At 71.8% G+C, this 23,568-nt stretch carries 18 protein-coding genes and 1 pseudogene; 9 read left to right on the forward strand and 10 right to left on the reverse strand.

Annotated elements, in window-relative coordinates; translation table 11 throughout:
• From AX737_RS36085 to AX737_RS20410, 3 genes and pseudogenes are all read right to left on the reverse strand, one after another.
• Positions 1-369: pseudogene (locus tag AX737_RS36085) on the reverse strand (hypothetical protein); the annotation flags it as partial.
• A 127-nt stretch (positions 370-496) separates the two neighbouring features.
• Positions 497-1,957, reverse strand: a complete 1,461-nt coding sequence (locus AX737_RS20405) for a TolC family outer membrane protein (protein WP_238229552.1) — start codon at positions 1,955-1,957, stop codon at positions 497-499.
• A gap of 172 nt (positions 1,958-2,129) precedes the next feature.
• Positions 2,130-2,783: a protein-L-isoaspartate O-methyltransferase gene (locus AX737_RS20410; protein ID WP_066924474.1), complete on the reverse strand. Its 654-nt coding sequence runs from the start codon at positions 2,781-2,783 to the stop codon at positions 2,130-2,132.
• Between the two features lie 309 nt (positions 2,784-3,092).
• Between AX737_RS20410 and AX737_RS20415 the strand changes: the two genes are divergently transcribed.
• Positions 3,093-4,331 carry an ABC transporter substrate-binding protein gene (locus AX737_RS20415; RefSeq protein ID WP_066924475.1) on the forward strand — a complete coding sequence of 413 codons (1,239 nt, stop codon included), beginning with the start codon at positions 3,093-3,095 and terminating at the stop codon, positions 4,329-4,331.
• Between the two features lie 210 nt (positions 4,332-4,541).
• On the opposite strand, the gene AX737_RS20420 is transcribed toward AX737_RS20415, so the two are convergent.
• Together AX737_RS20420 and AX737_RS20425 are read right to left on the reverse strand one after the other, a co-directional pair.
• The gene (locus tag AX737_RS20420) at positions 4,542-7,970 is read right to left on the reverse strand and encodes an SbcC/MukB-like Walker B domain-containing protein (RefSeq protein WP_066924477.1); all 3,429 of its coding nucleotides are present in this window, start codon (positions 7,968-7,970) and stop codon (positions 4,542-4,544) included.
• A 79-nt stretch (positions 7,971-8,049) separates the two neighbouring features.
• The gene (locus tag AX737_RS20425; protein ID WP_066924479.1) at positions 8,050-8,694 is read right to left on the reverse strand and encodes a DUF4194 domain-containing protein; all 645 of its coding nucleotides are present in this window, start codon (positions 8,692-8,694) and stop codon (positions 8,050-8,052) included.
• A 127-nt stretch (positions 8,695-8,821) separates the two neighbouring features.
• Here AX737_RS20425 and AX737_RS20430 point away from each other — a divergent pair, with 127 nt between their 5' ends.
• Positions 8,822-10,144, forward strand: a complete 1,323-nt coding sequence (locus AX737_RS20430; protein ID WP_066924481.1) for a leucine-rich repeat-containing protein kinase family protein — start codon at positions 8,822-8,824, stop codon at positions 10,142-10,144.
• Positions 10,145-10,220: 76 nt separating this feature from the next.
• On the opposite strand, the gene AX737_RS20435 is transcribed toward AX737_RS20430, so the two are convergent.
• The 3 genes from AX737_RS20435 to AX737_RS20445 form a co-directional block, all read right to left on the reverse strand.
• A complete protein-coding gene (locus tag AX737_RS20435; protein WP_066924483.1) occupies positions 10,221-10,982 on the reverse strand; it encodes a class I SAM-dependent methyltransferase in 762 nt (253 codons plus the stop codon).
• Positions 10,983-11,069: 87 nt separating this feature from the next.
• Positions 11,070-11,363, reverse strand: coding sequence for a hypothetical protein (locus AX737_RS20440; protein ID WP_066924484.1), 294 nt, complete (start codon positions 11,361-11,363; stop codon positions 11,070-11,072).
• 115 nt (positions 11,364-11,478) lie between these two features.
• Positions 11,479-12,510, reverse strand: coding sequence for a TerC family protein (locus AX737_RS20445; RefSeq protein WP_066924485.1), 1,032 nt, complete (start codon positions 12,508-12,510; stop codon positions 11,479-11,481).
• Between the two features lie 174 nt (positions 12,511-12,684).
• Here AX737_RS20445 and AX737_RS20450 point away from each other — a divergent pair, with 174 nt between their 5' ends.
• Both AX737_RS20450 and AX737_RS20455 read left to right on the forward strand, forming a co-directional pair.
• Positions 12,685-13,923, forward strand: a complete 1,239-nt coding sequence (locus tag AX737_RS20450; RefSeq protein ID WP_066924486.1) for a TIGR03862 family flavoprotein — start codon at positions 12,685-12,687, stop codon at positions 13,921-13,923.
• On the forward strand, positions 13,920-14,606 hold the full coding sequence (locus AX737_RS20455) for a spermidine synthase (protein WP_066924488.1): 687 nt from the start codon (positions 13,920-13,922) through the stop codon (positions 14,604-14,606). Before AX737_RS20450 ends, AX737_RS20455 begins: the two co-directional genes overlap by 4 nt.
• Before the next feature lie 101 nt (positions 14,607-14,707).
• Here the strand turns inward: AX737_RS20455 and AX737_RS34660 are convergent, their stop codons facing one another.
• Positions 14,708-14,995 carry a hypothetical protein gene (locus tag AX737_RS34660; RefSeq protein ID WP_197430653.1) on the reverse strand — a complete coding sequence of 96 codons (288 nt, stop codon included), beginning with the start codon at positions 14,993-14,995 and terminating at the stop codon, positions 14,708-14,710.
• A gap of 58 nt (positions 14,996-15,053) precedes the next feature.
• On the opposite strand from AX737_RS34660, the gene AX737_RS34665 reads away from it, so the two are divergent.
• Entirely contained in the window at positions 15,054-15,356 is a 303-nt protein-coding gene (locus tag AX737_RS34665) for a hypothetical protein (protein WP_066924490.1), read from the forward strand.
• A 22-nt stretch (positions 15,357-15,378) separates the two neighbouring features.
• On the opposite strand, the gene AX737_RS20465 is transcribed toward AX737_RS34665, so the two are convergent.
• On the reverse strand, positions 15,379-16,266 hold the full coding sequence (locus tag AX737_RS20465) for a collagen-like protein (RefSeq protein ID WP_082773174.1): 888 nt from the start codon (positions 16,264-16,266) through the stop codon (positions 15,379-15,381).
• A gap of 721 nt (positions 16,267-16,987) precedes the next feature.
• On the opposite strand from AX737_RS20465, the gene AX737_RS20470 reads away from it, so the two are divergent.
• The 4 genes from AX737_RS20470 (at position 16,988) to AX737_RS20485 (ending at position 23,408) form a co-directional block, all read left to right on the forward strand.
• On the forward strand, positions 16,988-18,004 hold the full coding sequence (locus AX737_RS20470) for a metalloregulator ArsR/SmtB family transcription factor (protein ID WP_066924492.1): 1,017 nt from the start codon (positions 16,988-16,990) through the stop codon (positions 18,002-18,004).
• Between the two features lie 47 nt (positions 18,005-18,051).
• The gene (metF, locus tag AX737_RS20475; protein ID WP_066924494.1) at positions 18,052-18,972 is read left to right on the forward strand and encodes a methylenetetrahydrofolate reductase [NAD(P)H]; all 921 of its coding nucleotides are present in this window, start codon (positions 18,052-18,054) and stop codon (positions 18,970-18,972) included.
• Positions 18,973-19,062: 90 nt separating this feature from the next.
• The gene (gene metH, locus AX737_RS20480; RefSeq protein ID WP_066924495.1) at positions 19,063-22,815 is read left to right on the forward strand and encodes a methionine synthase; all 3,753 of its coding nucleotides are present in this window, start codon (positions 19,063-19,065) and stop codon (positions 22,813-22,815) included.
• A gap of 152 nt (positions 22,816-22,967) precedes the next feature.
• Positions 22,968-23,408 (forward strand): hypothetical protein, encoded by a 441-nt coding sequence (locus tag AX737_RS20485; RefSeq protein WP_238229376.1) that lies wholly within the window; start codon positions 22,968-22,970, stop codon positions 23,406-23,408.
• The last annotated feature ends 160 nt before the right edge of the window (positions 23,409-23,568 follow it).

The raw sequence follows: 23,568 nt of genomic DNA on the forward strand, positions 1-23,568 counted from the left end.
GGCCTGGGGCGGCGCAGGCGGCGGGGGAGCCGCGGGCGGCTCAGGCTCGGGATCCGGCTCGACGCTGATCGCGTCGAAATCGAGTTCTTCGACGCCGAAATCGAGCGGGTCGGGATCGAGCGGCGCGGGCTTGGAGGCCGGTGCGGGCTTTGACGCCGGTTCGGGCTTGGGCGCGGGCTCGGCGAACTCGGCGAGGTCGAGCACGTCGTCGGGCTCGGGCACCACGGTGGGTTTCGGGGCCGGCTCGGCGGGCTTGGCCGCCTGATCGTCGGCGATGATCCGCCGGATCGAGGCGAGGATCTCCTCCATCGAAGGCTCGTGCGCCTTCTCCGCCGTCTTGTCCTGAATCTTGGGGCTCGCTGCACTCATCCGGACGGCGCTCGGGAGGTGATCTGACGCCGATCGGTATCGGCCGGCGCCAGTATTTCACGCTTCGCTAACCGAACAAGCGCGTCCGGAGCACAGTCCAGCGGAAAACGCGCTTGTCCCCGCGGGTCTATCGGCCGTCCGGCGTGCCGACCCCGTACCAGAGATCCTTCACCTGATCGAAGTGCGTCTTGGGGCTGTAGAGCGCCACCGGCACCGCGGTGTAGCGCGCGGTCAGCCGGCCGATCGCCTGGACCACGCCGTAGGAGAAGATCACGCGGTCTCGCTGCGCCACGATGAGGTTCACGCGGGCGTTGAGCAGTTCCTGCTGGGCGTTCAGCACGTCGAGGGTGGTGCGCTGGCCGACGCGAGCCTCCTCGCGCACGCCGTTCAGCGCCACCTCGTTGGCCTGGACCTGAGCCTGCGAGGCGATGACGCGGGCCTTGGCCGCCTCGAGGTTGCCCCAGAAGCTGACGATCTGCGCGCGGATCTGGTCGCGCACGAACTCGGCCTGGATGCGGGTCTGGCCGACCGTCTCCTTGGCCTGCCGGATCTGGGCGTATTCCTGGCCGCCCTGATAGATCGGGATGGTCAGGCGGCCGAGGATCGAGGCGGCCACGCCCTGGGTGTTCGGAATCTGCTGGTCGTAGAATTGCTGCACCGAGCCCTGAACGCTGAGCTGGGGCGCGAGCGCGCCCTCCAGCACCTTCACCTGCGCCTCGGAGGCGTCGACGGCGTGGAGTGCCGAGAGGATCTGCGGATGCTCCTTGAGCCCGACCGCGATGGCCGCGTCGAGGCTCGCCGGCACGTAGCGGTCGAGCGGGCGGCCCGGCGCGAGCTGGCGCGGCTCGACGCCGATCACCTGCCGGTAGATGCCGATGCTGGTGCGCAGCTGCGACTCGGCCGCGCTCACCTCGGCGCGGGCGCCCGCGAGGCGGGCCTCCGCCTGGGCGACGTCGGTGCGGGTGACCTCGCCGACGTTGAAGCGGTCGCGGGTCTGGCGGAGCTGTTCCTCGAGAACCTCGACGTTGTTGCGGCGCAGCTCCAGTGTGGCGGTGTCCGAGAGCACGTTCATGTAGGCCTGGACGGCGCTGTACAGGGTGCTCAACTCGGTGAAGCGCAGGGTCTCGCGCTGGCTGTAGACGCCGGACTCGGCGCGCCGGGTGTTGTTGTCGGTCTGGAACCCGTTGAACAGGTTCTGGTTGATGGTGATGCCGGCGGAGGCGGGCTTGGTCAGGATCGCGATGTTCTGGCCGCCGCGCCCACCCGTGACGGCCTGCGTCGAGAGCGTGTTGCCCTCCGTCTGCGTGACGCCGGCCTGGACGTTGACGCCGACCGTCGGCCGGTAGCCCGACTGGGCGATGGCGACGTCCTCGTCGCGCACCCGTGTGAGCGCCCGGCTGGCGTTCAACTGCGGGTTGCCCGCGTAGGCCCTGGCGAGCGCGCTCTCCAGCGTTTCCGCCGAAGCGGCCCCGATGCCGACCACTCCCACCGACAAGCCGGCGGTGACGGCGAGGCCGGCCAGCCGGAACGCGGCACGCGTCTCAGGTGTACGTCTTCTCACGTCGAACAGCCCTTGCGGTTTCTCGATTGTCTCGGATGTCCGCCAACACGCGACGGCTGCGCGGTACTCTGCGCACACCCGATCAAGCCCGCCCTGGCTTGACCTTAATCGATGCTTGGCCACGAGGCCCAGACTGTCCGACGCCACACACCTGAATCTTGTCCGGGTGGCGTATAAAGGCGACAGTCCGCCTGCCTAGTCAGAAGGCGAAGCCAGCCTCTTCGGCGAAGGCCACGAGTGCCGGGAGGCTCGCATCGAAGATCGGCCGCGAGCCGAACGCGTCCCCCGCCCGGACGAACAGCGTCGCCTTGGCGGCGCGTTCGGGCCCGAACACGCAGACGAGACGGCCGCCGTCGGCGAGCTGGTCCAGCAGGGTCTGCGGCCGTACCTCGACGCGGCCGTTGACCAGTACGGCGTCGTACGGGGCACGCGCGGGAACGCCCGCCTCCAGCGGCCCCTCCACCACCTCGGCCTCGCCCGCGAGCCGCTCGCGCGCCCCGGCGGCGAGATCGGACGCCGGCTCCAGCACCGTCGCCGAGACCCCGAGGCGGGCCATGATCGCGGCCGCGTAGCCGTAGGCGCCGGCGACGTCGAGCGCCCGTGCTCCGGGCTTGAGGGCGAGCGCCTGGATCATCCTGGCGAGCACCATCGGGGCCGGCAGGCAGCGCGCGTCGGGCCCCGTCCCGCCGAAGCGAAGCGTCTGGTCGATATAGGCGAAGCCCTCGCGACCCTGCGGCACGAAGCGCTCCCGCGGGACCGAATCGAAGGCGTCCAGCACCGCGTTGTCGTTCACGTCGAACGTCCGCAGCTGGCAGTCGACCATCAGGCGTCGCGCCTGCGCGTAATCGAGCATGGGATCGTCTTTCCTCGACCCGGGGCGATGGCATCACGCGCCGACGCCGCACGGCGCAGCTTCCGGAGCACCGGGCTTTTCATGGATCGGAGGGCGAAACGCAAGATTAACCGCCGTGGTTAAGCGACGCCTCCACCCGATTCGCGGCGCCGTCCCGAAATCCGTCGGCGCAGCCTTCAACCGGCCGTTGTTGTCGCTGGCCCCGCTGGCGCAGTGCCCCGATGGCGGCCTAGGCTGTTGCGACGGTCCGATTCGCGACGTTTCGCGCGGCGAGGCCGTCCCAGAGAAGACGACCCATCGGAGGAACGCATGACAATCCCACGGCCGGGTTACGGCCGGGCGCTGGCCGCCGCACTCATCGCCGCACCGCTCGTCGCGGGGCCGGCCGCCGCGCAGGCGATCTCGGACGGGGCCGTGCGCATCGGCATCCTCAACGACCAGTCCGGCGTCTACGCCGAGTTCGGCGGCCGCTCCTCGATCGAGGCGGCCCGCATGGCGGTCGAGGATTTCGGCGGCTCCGTGAACGGCGCGCCGATCGAGTTGGTCTCGGCCGACCATCAGAACAAGCCGGACATCGCCTCCGGCATCGCGCGGCAATGGTACGACCGGGACAAGGTCGATGCCATCATGGAGCTGACCACCTCCTCGGTGGCGCTCGCCGTCCAGGGCCTCTCGAAGGAGAAGAAGCGGATCACCATCACGACGGGGGCCGCAACCAGCGACCTCACCGGCAAGCAGTGCTCGCCCTACGGCTACCACTGGGCCTACGACACCCGCGCGCTCGCGGTCGGCACCGGCGGCGCCCTGGTGCAGCAGGGCGGCAACACCTGGTTCATGCTCACCGCCGACTACGCCTTCGGCCACTCGCTGGAGGCCGAGATCACCCGCTACGTCACCTCGAAGGGGGGCAAGGTCGTCGGCTCCGTGCGCCATCCGCTGGCGGCGCAGGACTACTCCTCGTTCCTGCTCCAGGCTCAGGGGTCGGGCGCCAAGGTGATCGGTCTGGCCAATGCCGGGCTCGACACCTCCAACGCCATCAAGCAGGCGGCGGAGTACGGCATCACGCAAGGGGGGCAGCGCCTCGCGGCGCTGCTCTTCACCCTCGCCGAGGTGCACGGCCTCGGCCTGCAGGTCGCGCAGGGCCTGACGCTGACCGAGGGCTGGTACTGGGACCTCAACGACGAGACCCGCGCCTTCGGCCAGCGCTTCATGAAGCGCACCGGCAAGATGCCCAACATGATCCACACCGGGACCTACTCGGCGGTCCTGCAATATCTCAAGGCCGTGAAGGCGGCGGGCACCGACGAGACAGAGGCGGTCAACGCGAAGCTGCACGCCATGCCGGTCGACGACGTGTTCGCCAAGGGCGGCACGGTGCTGCCGAACGGCCGCATGGTGCACGACATGTACCTGTTCGAGGTGAAGAAGCCGGCCGAGTCGAAGAGCGAGTGGGACCTCTACCGGCTGCTCGCGACGATCCCGGGAGCCGAGGCCTACGCGAAGCCCGAGGAGAGCGGCTGCCCGCTGACCGCCGCGCGCACGCCCTGATCGCCATCTCGAAGTTGTGCAGAACTCGGTTTTTTCAACCGAGCCTTGCCGTATGTGAATGCGGCCGGTTGCGATGCACCTAAACTGGGGGCCAGTCGGGCGAGTTATCCCCCCTCTCGTCCGGCCGGCGCCGCCGACCGAATCTTTCCTCCCGATCGCTTTCGTGTCGGCGGCGCCCCCTTTCCGGTATCCGGCGCCGCCCCGGCGTCCTCATGCCTCGGCGGAATCGCCCTCGATTCCCTGCCGCTCCGGGTTGATCTGGGCGAGCGCACGTTTGGCCGCCTCGAGGGGGTGCTCCGATTCGATCCGCACCGCCTTCAGGTCCGGGCTCTTGTAGACGGTCACGATGGTGTCCATCACCTCGGTGAGCGTCGTGCGCTTGTCCTCGGGGGCGGCGATCAGGAGCTGCAGGCCCCAGGCGCCGTAGAGATCGACCAGCGCCTGGCTGTTGCGCACGTCGAGCTTCGAGAAGGCCTCGTCGAGGAGGCAGAGGCCGAGCCCCGGATTCTCGTCGCCCGGCCGGTCCCCCGGGTAGTAGGCGCTGGCGAGCGAGGCCGCGATCGCCACGTAGAAGGGCGCCTGCGCCTCGCCGCCGGAGCCGCGCAGCGCCCGGCTCGACATGGTGGTGCGCGAGCCGTCCCGCCCCTTCATCCCGATCTCGTACACGAAGTAGTTGCGGTAGTCGGCGAGCCGCGCCGCGTCCTCGGCGCCGCCGATCAGCGCCTGGATCTCTTCCAGCGCCGCCGCCATCGCGCCGCCCTCCTCCGAGACGAGGAGCGCCTGGGCGGCGTCGGCCGAGCGCGCGACCTCGGTGGCCAGCGCGTGCACCGCCGCGTAGCGCCGATCGACCGCCGCCTCGAAGGCGTAGGTCTGGCCGGTAAAGCTGCGCGAGGCGAGGCGTTCGTTCAGCGCGTCGAGCCGGGCCTGGACGCGCTCGAACTTGTCGGCCAGCCGCGTCAACAGGTCCTCGGTCATCAGGCGGCGCATCTCGCCCTCGGCCCGCTCGGCCTGGGCGCGGTAGCGGCGCAGCTCGTGCCCGGCCACCGCGTCGTGCTCCCGCTTGGCGAAGTCGTAGCCGAGGCTCGCTGGGGCCTCGCCGGACCCGAGCGGGTTCGCGATGCGCCACTGCGCGCAGTACTCGGTGAGGTCGCGCTCGGCCGCGCGTCCCTGCGCGCGGGCGGTCTCGGCCGACTCGCGGGCGAGCGTGCGCTCGGTCGCTGCCCGCGCGCTCATCGCCTTGCCGTCGAGACCGGCGAGATCCCGGCGTACGGCCGTGACGCCCGAGAAATCCGGCGGGGTCTCGCGCAGCAGGCGCACCCGCATCGCGTCGCCCGTGCCGAGTCGGCTGATCGCGCCGCGGCGGGCGCTGAGCGCCGCGCGCGCTGCCTCCCGAGCCGAGCCCTGGCGCGCCTTCAGCGCCGCCTCGTCGGCGAGCAGGCGGTCGAGCTTCGGCTCGAGCTCCTCGGAGAGTTCGCGGAGGTAGGCGACGCGCTCGGCGTTGAGCGCCTTGATCTCGGCCTCGATCCCGCCCGCATCCTGCTTCGAGAGGGTCTCGCGCTCGGTCGCGAGCGTCCTGCGCCGCCCCTCCAGGCCATCGACCTCGGCGCGGAGCGTATAGACGTCTTCCAGCCCGCGCTCGATGCGGGCGCGGATCGTGGCCGCCGTGCGGGCGGCCTCGCGCAGGACCACCGCCTCGTTGCGCAGGCGCCGCGCCTCCGCCACCGCCGCCTCGTGCTGTCGTCGGCTGTCGGCGGTCGGGCCCCGCTGGCCGCGGGTCATCAGGAGGTCGACCGAGCGCGTCACCGTGTAGGCCATGCCCGCGGTGGTGCGGCCGGAGGGCGCCACGGCGCGGCTCAAGTGCTTGAGTTCGGCATCGTTCTTGGCGAGGTCGTAGCCGCCGAGCCGGACGCCCAGAAAGGCCTCGGCATGCGGGTCCTGCGTCTCGATCACCGCCATGGGCCCGTCGTCGTAGCGGCGCGGCCGCTGGCGGGCGGTGTCGGTGGTCTTGACGAGGATGCAGCGACTGAAACGGTCGCGGTTCTGCTGCAGCACCGCGAAGGCGTCGTCGACGAGATGCGGCTCGACCACCAGAGCCTCGCGGGCGCGGCCGAGCAGGCCTTCGAGCGCCTGTCCCCAGACCGGATCGACGATCTCGGCGAGCTCGCAGATCGGCGTGGCGTCGATGCCGCGGCGGGCGAGCTCGTTGCGGAACGCCACCGTGTCGGAGGAGAGGCGCGCGGCCGATCCCGAGACCGGCGCGGGGGCGGTGCGCTCGGCCTCCGCCTCCTTGGCGCGGGCACGCAGGCCCGTATCCTCGGCGGCGCGCTCCAAGACCTCCTCGAAGGGCCCGAGGCGACCGAGGCGCTCGACCAGGCTCGCCAGCGGCCCGTCGGCGCGCAGGAGATCGGGCAGCGGTGCCTCCTTGCGCAGGCCGGAGCGGGCGCAGGCCTCGGCGAGCGCGGCGGCGTCCGGCGCGCCCGCGCGCAGCAGCGGGGCGACGGGCTGGAGCTTGCCCATCTGCAGGACGAGCCCGACCAGGTCGGTGGCCCGCAGCGTGAGGTCGCGCCGGTCGCGATCCAGCATCGAGAGGCCGAGCGTCGATGCGGCGAGCCGGCCCTCCGCGGCCTGGGCCGCCACGAGCGCCTTCTTCTCGGCGATCTCCGCGTCGATGTCGCGCACGAAGCCGCGGCTCGACGCGACGCTCTCGCGGGCGATGCGCAGCGCGTCGGCGCCCTCCGAGAGCCGCGTGCGGATGGCCAGAACATCGACGCAGCGGCGGCGCAGCTCGATGCTGGCCGCGCGCGCCTCGTGGATCACCGCGGCCAGCACCGCGTCGCCCCAGGCCTCGTAGCGCCCGAGCAGGCGGCGCAGGCGGCCGAGCTTCAGCTCGAGCTCGGCGATCGTGTCGAGGAGGGCCCGCCAGTTCTCGACGGACTGGCGCACGCGCGCCACGTCGAGGGGCTCGGCGTCGAGCACGAAGGCGCGCACGAAGGCGCTGGTGTCGAAGATCGGCTTGAACGCCACCGCGTTGGCGAAACTGCGCAGGAAGTGGCGCGGGTCGGGCACCGGCGCGCCCTCGCGCAGGGTCGCCAGCAGCTCCGCGGTGAAGCGCTCGCCCGAGGAGCGGAACTCCTCGAAGCTCTCCGAGCGGCGGCGCAGGTCCGCGGCGATCTCGCTCCAGGGTGCGGTGTAGCTGCCCTCCCCGTTCTGGCGAGCGTAGTCGGCGATCTCGAAGCGGTGCCCGGTCGCGATGAAGCGCGACAGCACGGTCTCGCGGCTCTCGCCCGCGCGCGCGGCGAGGGCCAGCCCGACCGAGACCACGCGGCCCGTGTGCTCGTTCTCGAAGACGAGGACCAGCACGGTCTCGCAGGCCTCGCGGGTCGGGCGCCCACCCTCGGCGGGGTCGCTGATCCAGCCGAGGCAGTAGTCGCGCACCGTCCGCGCGCTTCGGCCCGAGGCCGAGGCGTTAAGCGCGAGACGGCTCGCGTTGTTGCCGGCCAGCACCGTGCCGACCGCGTCGAAGATCGTGGACTTGCCGGCCCCCGTGGGGCCGACGAGCGCCGTCGCGCCGCGCACGCGGATCTGCTCGCGGCGGATGAGGTACCAGTTCGAGATCGCGATGTCGGTGAGGCGGTACACCCGGTCTTGCCATAGCGGGGGTTGGGGAAGCGTGGCGCCCTGTGCGGGCAGATCGCGGCGGATGCAAGCCGCCGGGGCCTCACTCTCCACCGTCGCCCGCGCCGTCCGCTGCGTTGGCCCAGGCCTCGATCCGCTCGAGCCAGCCGTCGGAGGCCAGCACCAGGATGCCCGGCAGGACCATGACAGGCGTCACCCGCTCGGCCCGGTCGCGCTCGCCGAGCCGCACGCCGCCGCGGCGGGCGAACAGGCGCAGGGTCTCGATCAGCCGGGCCTCGTCAGGCGGCTCGGAGCGGGCGGCGGTGCGGATCGACTCGACGAGGTCGTCGGTGGTGATCTCGACGATGCCGTCCGTCGAGATGCGGTGGTCGCGCACGCCCTCCTCGTAGGCGAGCCGAAGCGCCAGCAGCACCAGGGTCTCGTCCTTGCGCAGGCGCTCGGAGACGATGTCGTGGCGCGCGGCGTCCACCGGCAGGGTCAGCGAGACCATCTGGTCCCGGTGCGAGACCGCCATCTGGTAGCCGAGGCAGGCGAAGTAGTCGGTGAAGAAGGGCTGGTAGTGCCGCGCCAGCTCGTAGGATCGGCCGATGCCGGGCGTGCCGGAATAGATCACCTGCGCCTTCAAGAGCACTTGGAGTGCGCGCGACAGCTCCTCCGCGTCCGGGGCGCGGCTTCCCGGCGGAGGCGGCTCGTCGCCGTCGATGATGGCGCGGAAGGGCTCTAACATGGTCGGGTCGGCGGTGGGCTCGCGGGGCGTGGCGGTCGGCGCGCTCCCTCTCCCACAGGCCGGCGCGCAGGGATACCCGGCGGGACGATGCGGCGCGGCACGCTCGAACCTGCTAGGCCCCTCGCCCATGACCGTCCCGGCCGACACCCTCCACGCGCTCCGCCGCGGCGACCTCGCGGGCGCGCGGGTCCTGCGGCTGCCCCCGGGCCTCGCGGCCGTCCCGCCGGAGGTCTTCGGCCTCGCGGACACCCTCGAACTGCTCGACATCGGCGGCAGCACGCTCGGCGACCTGCCGCACGACCTCCCGCGCCTCCGGAACCTGCGGGTGCTGTTCTGCTCGGGTGGGCGGTTCGTACGCCTGCCGCCGGTGCTCGGCGACTGCCCGGCGCTCGAACAGGTCGGCTGCCGCGGCGCGGGTGTGCGGGAGGTCCCGGCCGAGGCGCTTCCGCCGCGTCTGCGCTGGCTCACGCTGACGGACAACGCGATCGAGACCCTGCCCGCCGCTCTCGGCGAGCGGCCGATGCTGCAGAAGCTGATGCTCTCCGGCAACCGGCTCGACGCCCTGCCCGACAGCCTCGCGGGCGCGCCGAGCCTCGAACTGCTGCGCGTCGCCGCCAACCGCTTCGCCGCACCCCCGCCCTGGCTCGGCGCCCTGCCGCGGCTCGCCTGGCTCGCCTGCGCCGGCAACCCGTTCGAGCCGCACCTGCCGCCCGCGCGGATGCCCGACGTGCCGTGGGAAGACCTCGAACCCGGCGCGCTGCTGGGCGAAGGCGCCTCGGGCCGGATCCACGCCGCCCGCTGGCGCCGCCCGGACGCGGTGCGCGAGGTCGCCGTGAAGCTGTTCCGGGGCACGATGACGAGCGACGGCCTGCCCGAGCGCGAGATGGCGGCCTGCCTCGCGGCCGGCGCCCACCCGAACCTCACCGGCGGCCTCGGCCGGCTCGTCGGCCACCCGGAGGGTGCGGACGGGCTGCTGATGCCGCTCCTGCCCGCCGGGTGGCGGGCGCTCGCCGGCCCGCCGAGCCTCGCGAGCTGCAGCCGGGACGTCTACGACCCCGCGCTGCGTCTCACGCCGGAGGTCGCACTCCGCCTCGCGCGCGCCGCCGCCGCGGGGGCGGCGCATCTCCACGCGCGCGGCCTGATGCACGGCGACCTCTACGCCCACAACCTGCTCTGGGACGGGGCGTCGGGCGCGGCCGTGCTCAGCGATTTCGGCGCGGCCTGTGCCCTGGCGGCGGGGGAGACCGGCGACGCCTTCCGGCGGGTCGAGGTGCGGGCCTGGGGGCTGCTGCTCGGCGAGATTCTCGACCGCTGCGATCCGGTGCCCGCGGAGATGGCGGCCCTGCGCGCGCTGGAGCGGGCCTGCGTTCAGCCGGATGTCGGCGCGCGGCCGCTGATGGCGGAGGTGGTGGAGGCGCTCGACCGGGTCGGGACACCGGAGGCTGGCTGATCGGTCCGGGGCGGCGGACCGCGTCTCCCCGCAGGCAGGGAGAGGGCATTCCGGGATTCCTACGGCCGAAACGTCTTCAACGCCGCGCGCAGAGCGCCAGCGCCGGGCCGTTCACGTGGTCCGGCTCGTCGAAGTCGATCGTCACGGCGAAGCCGCGGTCGCGGAAGTAGGCGAGCAGGCTGTCGCGCTCCAGCCAGACCGCGTGGCTCTCCCCGCCCCCGCTGAAGCCCTGCCAGGACTTGGCGACGACCGGGTAGAGCCGACGCGCCCCGCGATAGGGCGTGCCGCCGATCGGCAGCGGCGGCCAGAACAGGGCGCGGTCGGCGCGCGTCGCCACGATGTCGGCCTGATGGACGTGCGTCCAGAGGAAGACCCGGTCGGTGCGCGCCGTGATCAGGTCGAGGAGCCGCAGCGGCTCGGCCATGTGGTAGAGCACGCCGCAGGCGATCACCGCGTCGAACCGCCCGCAGGTCTCCAGATAGGGCAGGAAGCTGCCGAGCTTGAACCGGGTCCGGGTGAGGCCGAAGAGCTCCTTCACGCACAGGCATTTGAGGAAGGCGCGCGGGTTCGCCTCGATCGAGGTGACCGAGCGGGCGCCGAGGCCCTCCAGCAGCGTGGCGTGCGCGCCCTCCAGGGGCCCGAGTTCCAGCACGTCGAGATCCGCGAAGGGGCCGATCAGCCCGTTCGCCCAGTGGAGGCGGTGATCGGCGAAGAGTTCCGCGTGGCCGGGCTCGGCCACGAGATCGCCCGGCATCCGCGAGGACCACTCGCCCTGGAACAGATCGACGATGTTCTGGTCGGACGGGCCGACGTCCAGAAGCTTCGATTCGATGGCCATGATGGATCCCGCGCAGAGCCGGCGCGCCGGCTGCCCGTCGTCTAGAGACGAACGCGCCCGAGGACCAGCCGAGGGCCAGATGGCGGATCAGGAGGCCGAGAGGTGCCGGGCGCCGAGGTCGCAGCGCTGCGGGCCGCTGCCGTCGAGATAGGTCGGCCGCACCTGCCCACCCCGCGCCTCGCAGTGGCGACGGAACTCGCCTTCGGGTCGGTGGAAGCTCCAGATCATCACCATCGGCAGCACCATCACGAGGCAGACGCTGCCGATCACCAGGGCGGCCGCCAGCGCGCTGCCGCGCATCGGTTCGGGCGGCACGGGCCGCTCTGGGGGCAGCGGCGCCAGGAAGGCCAGGGTGAGCCCGAACCAGTCGAGAGCGCTCATCCGCCGCTCCGCTCGCGTGAGGCGCCCGCCAGTCCGGGCGCCCCCGCATCCTACAACCGGGCGAGCCCGCTTGCGAGGCTCGCCCGGCGCGCGGGATGGTCGCGCCGGGCCCTCCTTAGGCCCGGCCGCCGATCTGCGCGCGGTGCTCCTCGCCCGCCTCCGCGTCCCGGACGGCGCCGGCCCGGGTCCGCCAGAGGCTGTAGGCGACGCCGCCCACGAGCAGCACCAGCGTGACCACGAGCGAGACCCAGGCCGGCACGTGGACCAGCTCGAACGTGTCGGCGACCACGATCTTGGCGCCGATGAAGATGAGGATCAGGGCGAGCGCGGTCTTCAGGTAGGCGAAGCGGTCCACCATCGCGGCGAGCGCGAAGTAGAGGGCGCGCAGGCCCAGGATGGCGAAGATGTTCGAGGTGTAGACGATGTAGGTGTCGGTGGTGATCGCGAAGATCGCCGGCACGCTGTCCACGGCGAAGAGCACGTCGGCGGCGTTGACCAGCACCAGCGCGAAGGCCATCGGCGTCAGGAAGGTGGCGAGCCGGCCCGTCTTCGGGTCGGTCTTGCGCACGAGAAAGCGCTGGCCGTGCAGCTCCGGCGTCACCCGCAGCCAGCGCTGGAGGAAGCGCACCATGGCGCTGTCGCGGATGTCGCCCTCCTCCTGCTCGCGGGAGAGCAGCATCTTGAGGCCGGCATAGATCAGGAAGGCTGCGAAGATCGAGAGGACCCAGTGGGCCTCGTTCACCAGGGCGGCGCCGAGCCCGATCATCAGGCCGCGCAGCAGCACAGCGGCGAGGATGCCCCAGACCAGGACGCGGTGCTGGGCCGCCCGGGGGATGCCCAGCGCGGTCAGGATCACCGCGATCACGAAGACGTTGTCCATCGACAGCGACTTCTCGATCACGAGGCCGGTGACGTATTCCTGCGCCGCCTGGGGACCGATGTACCACCAGATCCAGCCGCCGAAGGCAAGGCCGAGACCGAAATAGAAGGCCGTGAGGAGAAGGCTCTCCTTCACGCCGATCTCGTGATTCCTGTCGCGGTGCAGCAGGCCGAGATCGAAGGCGAGCAGGCCGGCGACGAGGGCGTGGAAGCCGATCCACATCCAGATCGGCTTGCCGAGCCACGCGTAGGTGAGGACGTCCATCATGGGGGCGCGATGCTCCTGGCGAGAGGGCATCGGCTCCGACATCACGGGAGCATGAGGACGCATCCCGCCAGAGGGGCCCGCAGCCGATCGTCGCGAGGTGGGGGGCCCACCCGGACGATTCAAGGACGCGCCCGCGCTTGACAGGCGGCCTCTCCGCCGCCTCTTCCCGGGCGCATGTCCAGGGAGACGAAGAGACACGACCTCGCCGTGGTGGGCGGCGGCCCGGCGGGCCTCGCCGCGGCCGAGCGGCTGGCCGAGGCCGGCCACACGGTCACGGTCCACGAGCGCATGCCCTCGGTGGCGCGCCGTCTGCTGATCGCGGGCCGCGGCGGGCTGAACCTGACCCACGGCGAGGCGCTGCCCGATTTCCTGGCCCGCTACCACCCGGCCGGCAGCCTGGAGGCCGCCATCCGGGCCTTCCCGCCGGAGGCCCTGCGGGCGTGGTGCGAGGGGCTCGGCCAGCCGACCTTCGTCGGGTCGAGCGGGCGCGTCTTCCCAAAGGTCTTCAAGGCCTCGCCGCTGCTGCGGGCCTGGCTCGCGCGGCTCGATCGCCTCGGCGTCCGCGTCCGCACCCGCCACCGGCTGGCCGGCATCGAGGGTCGGACGCTCGTCATCGACACGCCGGAGGGGCAGGTGCGCCACGCGCCCGCCGCCGCGCTCCTCGCGCTCGGCGGCGCGAGCTGGCCGCGGCTCGGCTCGGACGGGTCCTGGGTCGGGCTGCTCGAAGGGCTCGGCGTGCCGGTGGCCCCCTTGCGCCCGGCCAATGTCGGGTTCCGGGTGGCGTGGTCCGAGATCTTTCGTGCCCGCTTCGCGGGCGAGCCGGTCAAGCGCGTCGCCCTCTCGGCGAGCGGCCGGCGGGTCCTCGGCGAGATGGTTGTGACTGAAACGGGGATCGAGGGCGGCGCGGTCTACGCGCTCGGGCGCGTCCTGCGGGAGGGGGCGGAGGCCGACGGGTCGGCCACGCTCGCGCTCGACCTGCGGCCGGACCTCGCGGAGGCGGATCTCACCGCGCGCCTCGCGCGGTCACGACCCGGCGAATCCGCTGCGAGTCGCCTGCGCAAGGCTGCCGGCCTCGCGCCGGTCGCTGCCGGGCTGCTGCGAGAATCCGAGGGTGGGCCGCTGCCCGCCGAGCCGGCGGCACTCGCCGCCCGGATCAAGGCGGCGCGCCTCACCCTCGCGGGACCCGAGCCGATCGCGCGGGCGATCTCGACGGCGGGCGGCCTTCAGGGCATCGATGCGCGCTTCATGCTGCCGGGGCGACCCGGCCTGTTCGCGGCCGGCGAGATGCTCGACTGGGAGGCTCCGACCGGCGGCTACCTGCTGCAGGGCGCCTTCGCCTCCGGCCGCGCGGCCGCGGAGGGCATGCTCGGCTGGCTGGCGGAGGTTGGCGACAGGGACGGAGGCGCGGCATGATCCCCTGGGTCCACATCGACACGGGAACGATCCCGAACGGCGGCGGCACGCTGCGGCTGATGCGGCGGGGGCACGAATTCTCGATCCAGCTCGGCCAGAACGAGCTGATGAACAGCCGTCTCAGCGGCTCCGAGGAGGCGTTGGCGCAGCTTGCCTGCGAGCAGCTCGGCGGCGCCCCGGCCCCGCGCATCCTCATCGGCGGGCTCGGCATGGGCTTCACCCTGCGGGCCGCGCTCAAGGCCCTGCCCGAGACCGCCCGGGTGGACGTGGCCGAACTCGTGCCCGCCGTCGCCGACTGGGCGCGCGGCCCGCTGGCCGAGGTATTCGGCGGCATCCTGGACGATCCGCGAGTGCGCCTCCTCCAGACGGATGTCGCCGCCCCGATCGCCGCCGCGCGGGCGGCCTACGACGCGATCCTGCTCGATGTGGACAACGGGCCGGACGGCCTGACCCATCCGGGCAACGACCGCCTCTACGACCACGCCGGCCTCGGCCGCGCCCGCGCGGCGCTGCGGCCGGGCGGCGTGCTCGCCGTCTGGTCCGCGCACCCGGACGCGGCCTTCACGCGGCGGTTGCGGGATGCGGGCTTCGTGGTCGAGGAGGTGCCGGCGCGGGCCAACGGCCGGCGCGGCGGGGCGCGCCACCGGATCTGGCTGGCGACGCGGCCGGGCGGGGCGCGCTGACGCCCCGATTCCCCGGGATGAGATCCAAGCAAGCCGGGAGCAGCGCATGTCGACCGCCGAGCTGAGACGCCACGGCATCGCCATCAAGGGCAACGTCACCATCAACGGCGAACTTGCTCTATGAGCGGCCGGTCGTGCTCTGGCACGGCGTCCGCATCAGCCGCTGCCGGATCGGGGCGTATTCCTATATCGGCATGGGTACCGACGCCCTCGTCGCCGAGATCGGGCGCTACTGCAGCGTCGGCGACACGGTCCGGCTCGGCCTGACCCAGCACCCGACCGACCACCTGCTGACGAGCCCCGTCTCCTACAAGAACGTCTTCGACTTCCACGCGGTCTACACGCCGCACGATGCGTGGGACGAGATCCGCCCGGTCCATCTCGGGCACGATGTCTGGATCGGCGCCGGCGCCACCGTGCTCGGCGGCGCGCGTCGGGACTGGGGCCGTGGTGGCCGCCCGCGCGGTCGTCACGCGCGACGTGCCCCCGTACACGATCGTGGGCGGGATCCCGGCGCGGCCGATCCGCAAACGCTTCGACGACCGCACGATCGCACGCCTGCTCGCCCTCGCCCCCTGGCGCTACGACCTCCCGACGTGGTGGGCGCAGAACCCGGCGGCGCCGAAGGGCAAGCTCACGGACGAGGCGCTGTCGGCCCTGGAGGCGGCGGTCGCGGCCGGCACCGTCCCGGAACTGCCCGACCAGCCCTCGACCCTGACGCAGCGGGAGGGGGCCTGGGTGGTGCTGTGAGGGCGGCCCGTGGGGATCCGGCTCAGAGTCGGCCGCAGATCCCCACCATGCCGACGGCCTCGCTCGGGCAGGTCGCGCCGGGCGCGCCCTCCCCGCCCGTGAAGGCCGGTGCGCCAGCCTTCAGGCAGTAGGCTGAGACGAGGATCTCGCCGCGCTCGCACGAGACGCTGCACCCGCCCGAGCCGCAGGACTCGGCGCGGACCGCCCGCAGGGGCGCGCTCGCCGCCGGACCGGCCGGGCCGGGCGCGCCGGCGATGCCCGCCGGCCCCCGCGGCCCGGGCTCGCCCTTCGGACCCGTGTCTCCCTTCGGACCCGTGTCTCCCTTGGGACCCGCATCACCCTTGGGACCGGTATCACCCTTGGGGCCCGGGGCTCCGGCCTGACCCTGAGGACCGATGGGCCCGGCGATTCCCGCCGGACCTGCGGGGCCGGCTTCGCCCCGCTCGCCCTTCGGACCCGTCTCCCCCTGGGGACCCTGCGCCCCGGCCTGACCCATCGGACCCGCATCGCCCTTCGGACCCGCCTGGCCCTCGGGCGCGCAGTTGGCGATCACCGCCTCGCGCTCGTCCTCGTCGCTCTTCAGGCTGACCACGCAGGAGCCCGGCCGGTAGGGTAGCCGGAAGACGAAGCGGCCGCGCCGGTCGGCCTGGATCGAGATGTCCTCGTCCATCACCACGATCGCGTTCGGCTTGCGCACCGAGCCCGAGATGCGTAGGTCCCCGGCCTCGATGCGGGCATCGTAGACCATGATCGGCTGGCTCGCCGGCCGCGGCGCCGGGCGGGTTGCCGCACCTCTGCGCTGCTGGGTGGCATCCTGGGCCGATACGGCTCCCGCGGCCAGGAAGCCTGGCGCCAGGACCAGGGTCGCCATGAGGGCGATCGCGCGCGTCGGACCCAGGCCAGAACCCATCTGTCGTTTCCCCCCGCCGGTCGATCCGGCGGCGGGACATTGGCGGAGCGGTCACGCTGCGGTCAACCCGGAATGGCGCGACTCGCCATCCCCGCAATCCACAGCTGTCCACAGGCTAAGTGCCTGATGAATCGCACGCGTCCGGCATAGTGCACGATCGGTGCCTTTATGTTCTTCGTTCGTTCAGTGGCCGAAGCAATCGCGTGGCTGCTTCCGGCCGGCGGGTTTGAAGAGCTGGCGCGACGCATCGGACCGGGGGGCGGCCCGCTCCAGCACGTCTCCCTCAGGGCTCGGCTCTCTCGTCACATCCTGCCGCGCGCATCGCGGCGCCGCCAGCCCGGCACGCGCCGCCCGAGGATGTCCCCGGCCCTGCCCTTCCGCAGTCCGGTCATCGACGCGTGTCTGCCCGGCGGGCTCGGGCTCGCCCGGCTCCACGAGGTTGCGCCGGAAGCGCCCGGCGCGAAGGACCGACACCGCGTTCCACCAGGGCCGCCGGCGCAACCATCGATACCCGGTCGCCCGACCGAGGGCCCGGAGCGGATCGGCCTCGAATGGTGGCGCCCCGGCGCCGCCGGGATATGGGAGAAGGGTGCGGTGCGGTTCTCGCCCGAACCGGAAATTGCGGCTGGCTTCTCGGCCAGACCGGAGGAAGGCGGATCCTGCGACCACAGCCGCGAAAAGGCGCTTGCGCCGGCTTCCAAACGAACATAAAGATATCTTTATGTCTCTCGAACGCGCGCAGGCGCCCGCCGCAGTCTCGTTCCCTCACGCGCTCGGCGTGCTCCGCGCCGCGGCCGAGGAGACGCGCCTGCGCATCCTGGCGCTGCTGGCCGAGGGCGAGCTCTCGGTCTCCGACCTCACCGACATCCTGGGCCAGTCGCAGCCGCGCATCTCGCGCCACCTCAAGCTCTTGGTCGAGGCGGGCCTGGTCGAGCGCCACCGCGAGGGCGCCTGGGCCTTCTTTCGCCTCTGCGAGACTCGCGCCGGCCTCGTCGATCCGCTGATCGCCGGGCTGGAGCGCGCCGGCCCGCCGCTCTCCGAGGACCGGGCCCGGCTCGACGGTGTGCGCGCGCAGCGCGCGGACGCCGCACAGACCTTCTTCGCCCGGCTCGCGCCCAAATGGGACGAGCTGCGCTCGCTGCACGTGCCGGAGGCCACCGTCGAGGCGGCGGTGCTCGACACGCTGGGCCAGCGCCCGATCCGCAACCTGATCGACCTCGGCACCGGAACCGGCCGGATGCTCGGTCTGCTCGCGCCCAGGGCCGAGCGGGCGACCGGGCTCGATTCGAGCCACGCCATGCTGTCGGTCGCCCGCGCCAACCTGGAGCGCGCAGGCCTCGCCCGGGTCGATCTGCGCCAGGGCGACATCCACGCCCCGCCCTTCGCCCGGGCGAGCTTCGACCTCGTGGTGGTTCATCAGGTGCTGCACTACCTCGATGACCCGGCGCGCGCGCTGCGCGAGGCCGCCCGCCTCGTGGCCCCGGGCGGGCGTCTGCTCGTGGTGGATTTCGCGCCGCACGACCTCGAGTTCCTGCGCGAGTCGCAGGCCCACCGGCGCCTCGGCTTCGCGGCCGATCAGGTCTCCGGCTGGCTCAGCGAGGCGGGTCTCGGCGGGATCGCGACCCGCGACCTCGCCCCGGCCGAGCAGGGCCAGCTCACCGTCACGCTCTGGCTCGCCCAGGACGACGCGCGCCCCCCATTGGAGACGACGCCCGCCCTCGCCCGCGCCGTCGCCTGAACCGCTTTCCGACACACGTCCGAACCGACGACATAGAGGACGCCTCCATGCCCACCGCCTCCCACCATCGCGCCAGCCGCGACGGCTACCGCCCGATCCGCGTCTCGATCGAGTTCTTCCCCCCGAAGACCGAGGAGATGGAGACGATCCTCTGGTCCTCGATCGAGCGGCTCGCGCCGCTCCAGCCGAAATTCGTCTCCGTGACCTACGGCGCCGGCGGCTCGACCCGCGAGCGCACGCACAACACCGTCGCCCGCATGGTGCGCGAGACCGGCCTGAAGCCCGCCGCCCACCTCACCTGCGTCGACGCGACGAAGGAGGAGGTCGACGCGGTGGTGCAGTCCTACTGGGACGCGGGCGTGCGCCACATCGTGGCGCTGCGCGGCGACCCGGCCGAGGGCGTCGGCCATGCCTACCGGCCCCATCCCGGCGGCTACGCCACGACCGCGGAGCTCGTGGCCGGCATCAAGCGCATCGGAGACTTCCAGGTCTCGGTCTCGGCCTATCCGGAGAAGCATCCGGAGGCCGCGAGCCTGGAGGCCGACATCGACGCCCTGAAGGCCAAGGTCGATGCCGGGGCCGACCAGGCGATCACCCAGTTCTTCTTCGAGAACGAGACCTACCTGCGCTACCGCGACAAGGTGCGAGCGGCGGGCATCGAGATCCCGATCCTTCCGGGCATCCTGCCGGTGCAGAACTTCAAGGCGGCGGCCAACTTCGCCCGCCGGGCCGGCGCCTCGGTGCCCTACTGGCTGGCCGCGCGCTTCGAGGGTTTGGAGAACGACGTCGAGACCCGCCGCCTCGTCGCGGCCGCGGTGGCGGCCGAGCAGGTCATCGACCTCGTGGACGAGGGCGTGCAGGACTTCCACTTCTACTCGATGAACCGCTCCGACCTCGTCTACGCGATCTGCCACCTGCTCGGCCTGCGCGGGCAGGCGCCGAAGGCGGCTACCGCCAAGGCCGCCTGATCGCCCGCGACCGCCGCCCCTGGCGACTGCCGCCCCTGACTTCATCCTCGGTTCGGTGCATATCCGCGCCGGACGATCGAGAAAGCTGACATGACCGACTTCGCTCCCGTCGACGGCACCGAGATCGAGCGCGCGCTGCGCCAGCGCGCGTCCGAGAAGATCCTCGTCCTCGACGGGGCGATGGGCACGGTGATCCAGCGCCTGAAGTTCACGGAAGAGGACTTTCGCGGGACGCGCTTCACGGACCACGCGCACGACCAGCGGGGCAACAACGACCTGCTGATCCTGACGCAGCCCGACGCGATCCGGCAGATCCACCTCGACTATTTCCTGGCCGGCGCCGACGTCTGCGAGACCAACACCTTCTCCGGCACCACGATCGCCCAGGCCGATTACGGCATGGAATCGATCATCCACGAGCTGAACGCCGAGGGTGCGCGGCTCGCCCGCGAGGCGGCCAAGCTCGCGGAAGAGAAGGACGGCCGCCGCCGGTTCGTCGCGGGCGCCATCGGCCCGACGAACCGCACGCTCTCGATCTCGCCGGACGTGAACAATCCCGGCTACCGGGCCGTGACCTTCGATCAGGTCCGCCAAGCCTATGTCGAGCAGGTGCGCGGCCTGATCGCGGGCGGCGCCGAGCTGATCCTGATCGAGACGATCTTCGACACGCTGAACGCCAAGGCGGCCGTGGCGGCGGCGTGGCACGTCTTCGACGAGACCGGCATCCGCCTGCCGATCCAGATCTCGGGCACCATCACCGACCTGTCCGGCCGCACGCTCTCGGGCCAGACGCCGGCCGCGTTCTGGAACTCGCTTCGCCACGCCGATCCGCTGACCTTCGGCTTGAACTGCGCGCTCGGCGCGCGCGAGATGCGCGGCCACATCGCCGAGCTGTCGCGCATCTGCGACACGCTGGTCTGCGCCTACCCGAATGCCGGTCTGCCCAACGAGTTCGGCCTCTACGACGAGAGCCCGGAGGCGATGGGCAAGCTCGTTGGCGAGTTCGCGGAATCAGGCCTCGTCAACATGGTCGGCGGCTGCTGCGGCACCACGCCGGACCATATCCGCGCCATCGCGGAGGCGGTCGCCGACAAGACGCCGCGGGCGATCCCCGAGATCCCGCGCCTGATGCGGCTGTCGGGGCTCGAGCCCTTCGTGCTCACGAAGGAGATCCCCTTCGTGAACGTGGGCGAGCGCACGAACGTCACCGGCTCGGCCAAGTTCCGCAAGCTGATCACCAACGGCGACTACGCGGCGGCGCTGGATGTCGCCCGCGATCAGGTCGCGGCCGGCGCCCAGGTCATCGACGTCAACATGGACGAGGGCCTGCTCGACAGCCAGAAGGCGATGGTCGAGTTCCTCAACCTCGTCGCGGCCGAGCCCGACATCGCCCGCGTGCCGGTGATGGTCGATTCCTCGAAGTTCGAGGTGATCGAGGCCGGCCTGAAGTGCATCCAGGGCAAGCCGATCGTGAACTCGATCTCCATGAAGGAGGGCGAGGAGAAGTTCATCGAGGCCGCCAGGATCTGCCGATCCTACGGCGCTGCCGTGGTGGTGATGGCCTTCGACGAGCAGGGCCAGGCCGATTCCTACGAGCGCAAGGTCGAGATCTGCAGCAAGGCCTACCGGATCCTGACCGAAGAGGTCGGCTTCCCGCCGGAAGACATCATCTTCGACCCGAACATCTTCGCGGTCGCCACCGGCATCGAGGAGCACAACCCCTACGGCGTCGCCTTCATCGAGGCGACCCGCACCATCCGCGAGACCCTGCCGCACGCCCACATCTCGGGTGGCGTCTCGAACCTCTCCTTCGCCTTCCGCGGCAACGAGCCGGTGCGCGAGGCGATGCACGCGGTCTTCCTCTACCACTGCATCGCGGCCGGGATGGACATGGGCATCGTCAATGCCGGCCAGCTCGCCGTCTACGACGAGATCCCGGCGGAGCTGCGCGAGCTCTGCGAGGACGTGGTCCTCAACCGGCGCGAGGATTCGACCGAGCGCCTGCTGGAGGCCGCCGAGCGCTTCAAGACCGGCGCCTCGGCCCAGGCCAAGACCGCCGACCTCACCTGGCGCGAGGCCCCGGTCGCCAAGCGCATCGAGCACGCGCTGGTCAACGGCATCACCGAGTACATCGTCGCCGACACCGAGGAGGCGCGCCAAGCGGCCGAGCGCCCGCTCCACGTCATCGAGGGCCCGCTGATGGCCGGGATGAACGTGGTCGGCGACCTCTTCGGCTCGGGCAAGATGTTCCTGCCCCAGGTGGTGAAGTCGGCCCGCGTGATGAAGCAGGCGGTGGCCTATCTCGAACCCTTCATGGAGGAGGAGAAGCGGGCCAACGGCGGCACCGGCCAGCGCCAGGCCGCCGGCAAGGTGCTGATGGCGACCGTGAAGGGCGATGTCCACGACATCGGCAAGAACATCGTCGGCGTCGTGCTGGCGTGCAACAACTACGAGATCATCGATCTCGGCGTGATGGTGCCGGCCGCCAAGATCCTGGAGACGGCCAAGCGCGAGAAGGTCGACATCGTCGGCCTCTCGGGGCTTATCACGCCCTCCCTCGACGAGATGGTGCACGTGGCCTCCGAGATGGAGCGCGAGGGCATGGAGGTGCCGCTCCTCATCGGCGGGGCCACGACGAGCCGCGTGCACACGGCGGTGAAGATCCACCCGGCCTACGGGCGTGGCCAAGCGGTCTACGTGACGGATGCGAGCCGCGCGGTCGGCGTCGTCTCCAGCCTGATCTCGCGGGAGACGCGCGGGGCGACGATCGACAAGGTGCGGGCCGAGTACGCCAAGGTGGCCGACGCTCACCGCCGCTCCGAGGCCGACAAGCAGCGCCTGCCGCTGGCCAAGGCACGGGCCAACGCCTTCAAGGTGGACTGGTCGGGCTACAAGCCGACGAAGCCCGGCTTCACCGGCACCCGCGTGTACGGCTCCTACGAGGTCGCCGACCTCGTCCCCTACATCGACTGGACGCCGTTCCTGCAGACCTACGAGTTCAAGGGCCGCTTCCCCGCGATCCTCGACGATCCCGAGCAGGGCCCGGCCGCCCGCGCCCTGTTCGAGGATGCGCAAGCCATGCTGAAGCAGATCGTGGAGGAGCGCTGGTTCAACCCGAAGGCGGTGATCGGCTTCTGGCCGGCCAACAGCGTCGGCGACGACATCCGGCTCTACACGGGCGAGAGCCGGCAGGAGACGCTCGCGACCTTCCACGGCCTGCGCCAGCAGCTGTCGAAGCGCGATGGGCGCCCCAACACCTGCCTGTCGGACTTCGTGGCGCCGGAGGGGACCGGGATCGCCGACTACGTCGGCGGATTCGTGGTCACGGCGGGGCTGGAGGAAGTGCGCATCGCCGAGCGCTTCGAGCGGGCGAACGACGATTACCGCGCGATCCTCGTCAAGGCGCTGGCCGACCGCATCGCGGAGGCCTTCGCCGAGCGCATGCACGAGCGCGTCCGCAAAGAATTCTGGGGCTACGCGCCGGACGAACGCTTCACCCCGGATGATCTGGTCCACGAGAAGTACGACGGCATCCGCCCCGCCCCCGGCTACCCGGCCCAGCCCGACCACACCGAGAAGACGACGCTGTTCGACCTCCTCAAGGCCGAGAGCCGCATCGGCGTGAAGCTCACCGAATCCTACGCGATGTGGCCGGGCTCCTCGGTCTCCGGCATCTACATCGGCCATCCGGACGCGCACTACTTCGGCGTCGCCAAGGTGGAGCGCGACCAGGTCGAGGATTACGCCGCCCGCAAGGACATGGACGTGCGCGAGGTCGAGCGCTGGCTCGGCCCGATCCTGAACTACGATCCGGCCCGCTACCTCGCGGCCGCCGCGGAATAGGATTTAGATCTTATCCTCCGATACCTCGCCGCGCGGTACCGGAGGCTATCCGTGGCCGTGATCCACCCGCTGTGTCCCGCCGGCGCTTGACCGGGCAAGCGGAGCCGTTTCAATGCGCCTGTCTCAGGGCGCGTGAAGGAGTGGCGACCACGATGCGACGGCTCGCAGGCGCGCTCGCCCTGACGCTCTCCCTCGGGGGCTGCACCGGCTTCGCCTACATCTCGAAGACCTACGTCGCCCTGACCCCGCAGGTGGTGACGATCGGCTGCAAAGACCCCTACGAGGTCTACGACCAGCGGCAGAGCCGCAGCATGCTCGTGGTCTCCAACACCCTGCGGGAGGTCACGGGCTGCAGCGTCGGCGCGGCCTTCGCCCAGCGCGACCCGGCCGACACGCGGGTCGAGCGCTTCCGGCTGGCCGCCCGCACCTACCTCGACGAGACCGTGCGCGAGGATTGCAAGATCGTCGGCGAGCGGGTCTTCAGCGACTTGCAGACCGAGTTCCGCTACACCTGCGCCGGGCCGATCGAGCCGCGCGGCACCACCGTTCCGCGCCTGCCGGGCCGGTTCAATCCGGGCCTCGGGCCGCGCTGAGGCCTCAGCCCTCCGGCGGCGTGGTGAAGGTCCGCTCCGTCGCGTCGCCCGCGGCGGCGAGCAGAGCCCGGGCGAAGGCGCGGGCCTCGGCCCGGTCGAGGGTGATGATGGCGGTCGCCGGCGCGCCGTTCAGATCGGCGAGCCCGAGTTCGAGCCGCAC

Source organism: Methylobacterium sp. CCH5-D2 (assembly GCF_001556475.1).
Taxonomy (GTDB): Bacteria; Pseudomonadota; Alphaproteobacteria; order Rhizobiales; family Beijerinckiaceae; genus Methylobacterium; species Methylobacterium hispanicum.

Excerpts from the sequence above, each read along its gene's own strand:
- AX737_RS20470 (WP_066924492.1), top strand. The coding sequence starts at position 16,988 with ATGTCTCTCGAACGCGCGCAGGCGCCCGCCGCAGTCTCGTTCCCTCAC.
- AX737_RS20430 (WP_066924481.1), top strand. The coding sequence starts at position 8,822 with ATGACCGTCCCGGCCGACACCCTCCACGCGCTCCGCCGCGGCGACCTC.
- AX737_RS20445 (WP_066924485.1), bottom strand. The coding sequence starts at position 12,510 with ATGATGGACGTCCTCACCTACGCGTGGCTCGGCAAGCCGATCTGGATG.
- metF (WP_066924494.1), top strand. The coding sequence starts at position 18,052 with ATGCCCACCGCCTCCCACCATCGCGCCAGCCGCGACGGCTACCGCCCG.
- AX737_RS20450 (WP_066924486.1), top strand. The coding sequence starts at position 12,685 with ATGTCCAGGGAGACGAAGAGACACGACCTCGCCGTGGTGGGCGGCGGC.
- AX737_RS20455 (WP_066924488.1), top strand. The coding sequence starts at position 13,920 with ATGATCCCCTGGGTCCACATCGACACGGGAACGATCCCGAACGGCGGC.
- AX737_RS20485 (WP_238229376.1), top strand. The coding sequence starts at position 22,968 with ATGCGACGGCTCGCAGGCGCGCTCGCCCTGACGCTCTCCCTCGGGGGC.
- AX737_RS20440 (WP_066924484.1), bottom strand. The coding sequence starts at position 11,363 with ATGAGCGCTCTCGACTGGTTCGGGCTCACCCTGGCCTTCCTGGCGCCG.
- AX737_RS20415 (WP_066924475.1), top strand. The coding sequence starts at position 3,093 with ATGACAATCCCACGGCCGGGTTACGGCCGGGCGCTGGCCGCCGCACTC.
- AX737_RS20410 (WP_066924474.1), bottom strand. The coding sequence starts at position 2,783 with ATGCTCGATTACGCGCAGGCGCGACGCCTGATGGTCGACTGCCAGCTG.
- metH (WP_066924495.1), top strand. The coding sequence starts at position 19,063 with ATGACCGACTTCGCTCCCGTCGACGGCACCGAGATCGAGCGCGCGCTG.
- AX737_RS20425 (WP_066924479.1), bottom strand. The coding sequence starts at position 8,694 with ATGTTAGAGCCCTTCCGCGCCATCATCGACGGCGACGAGCCGCCTCCG.
- AX737_RS20435 (WP_066924483.1), bottom strand. The coding sequence starts at position 10,982 with ATGGCCATCGAATCGAAGCTTCTGGACGTCGGCCCGTCCGACCAGAAC.
- AX737_RS20465 (WP_082773174.1), bottom strand. The coding sequence starts at position 16,266 with ATGGGTTCTGGCCTGGGTCCGACGCGCGCGATCGCCCTCATGGCGACC.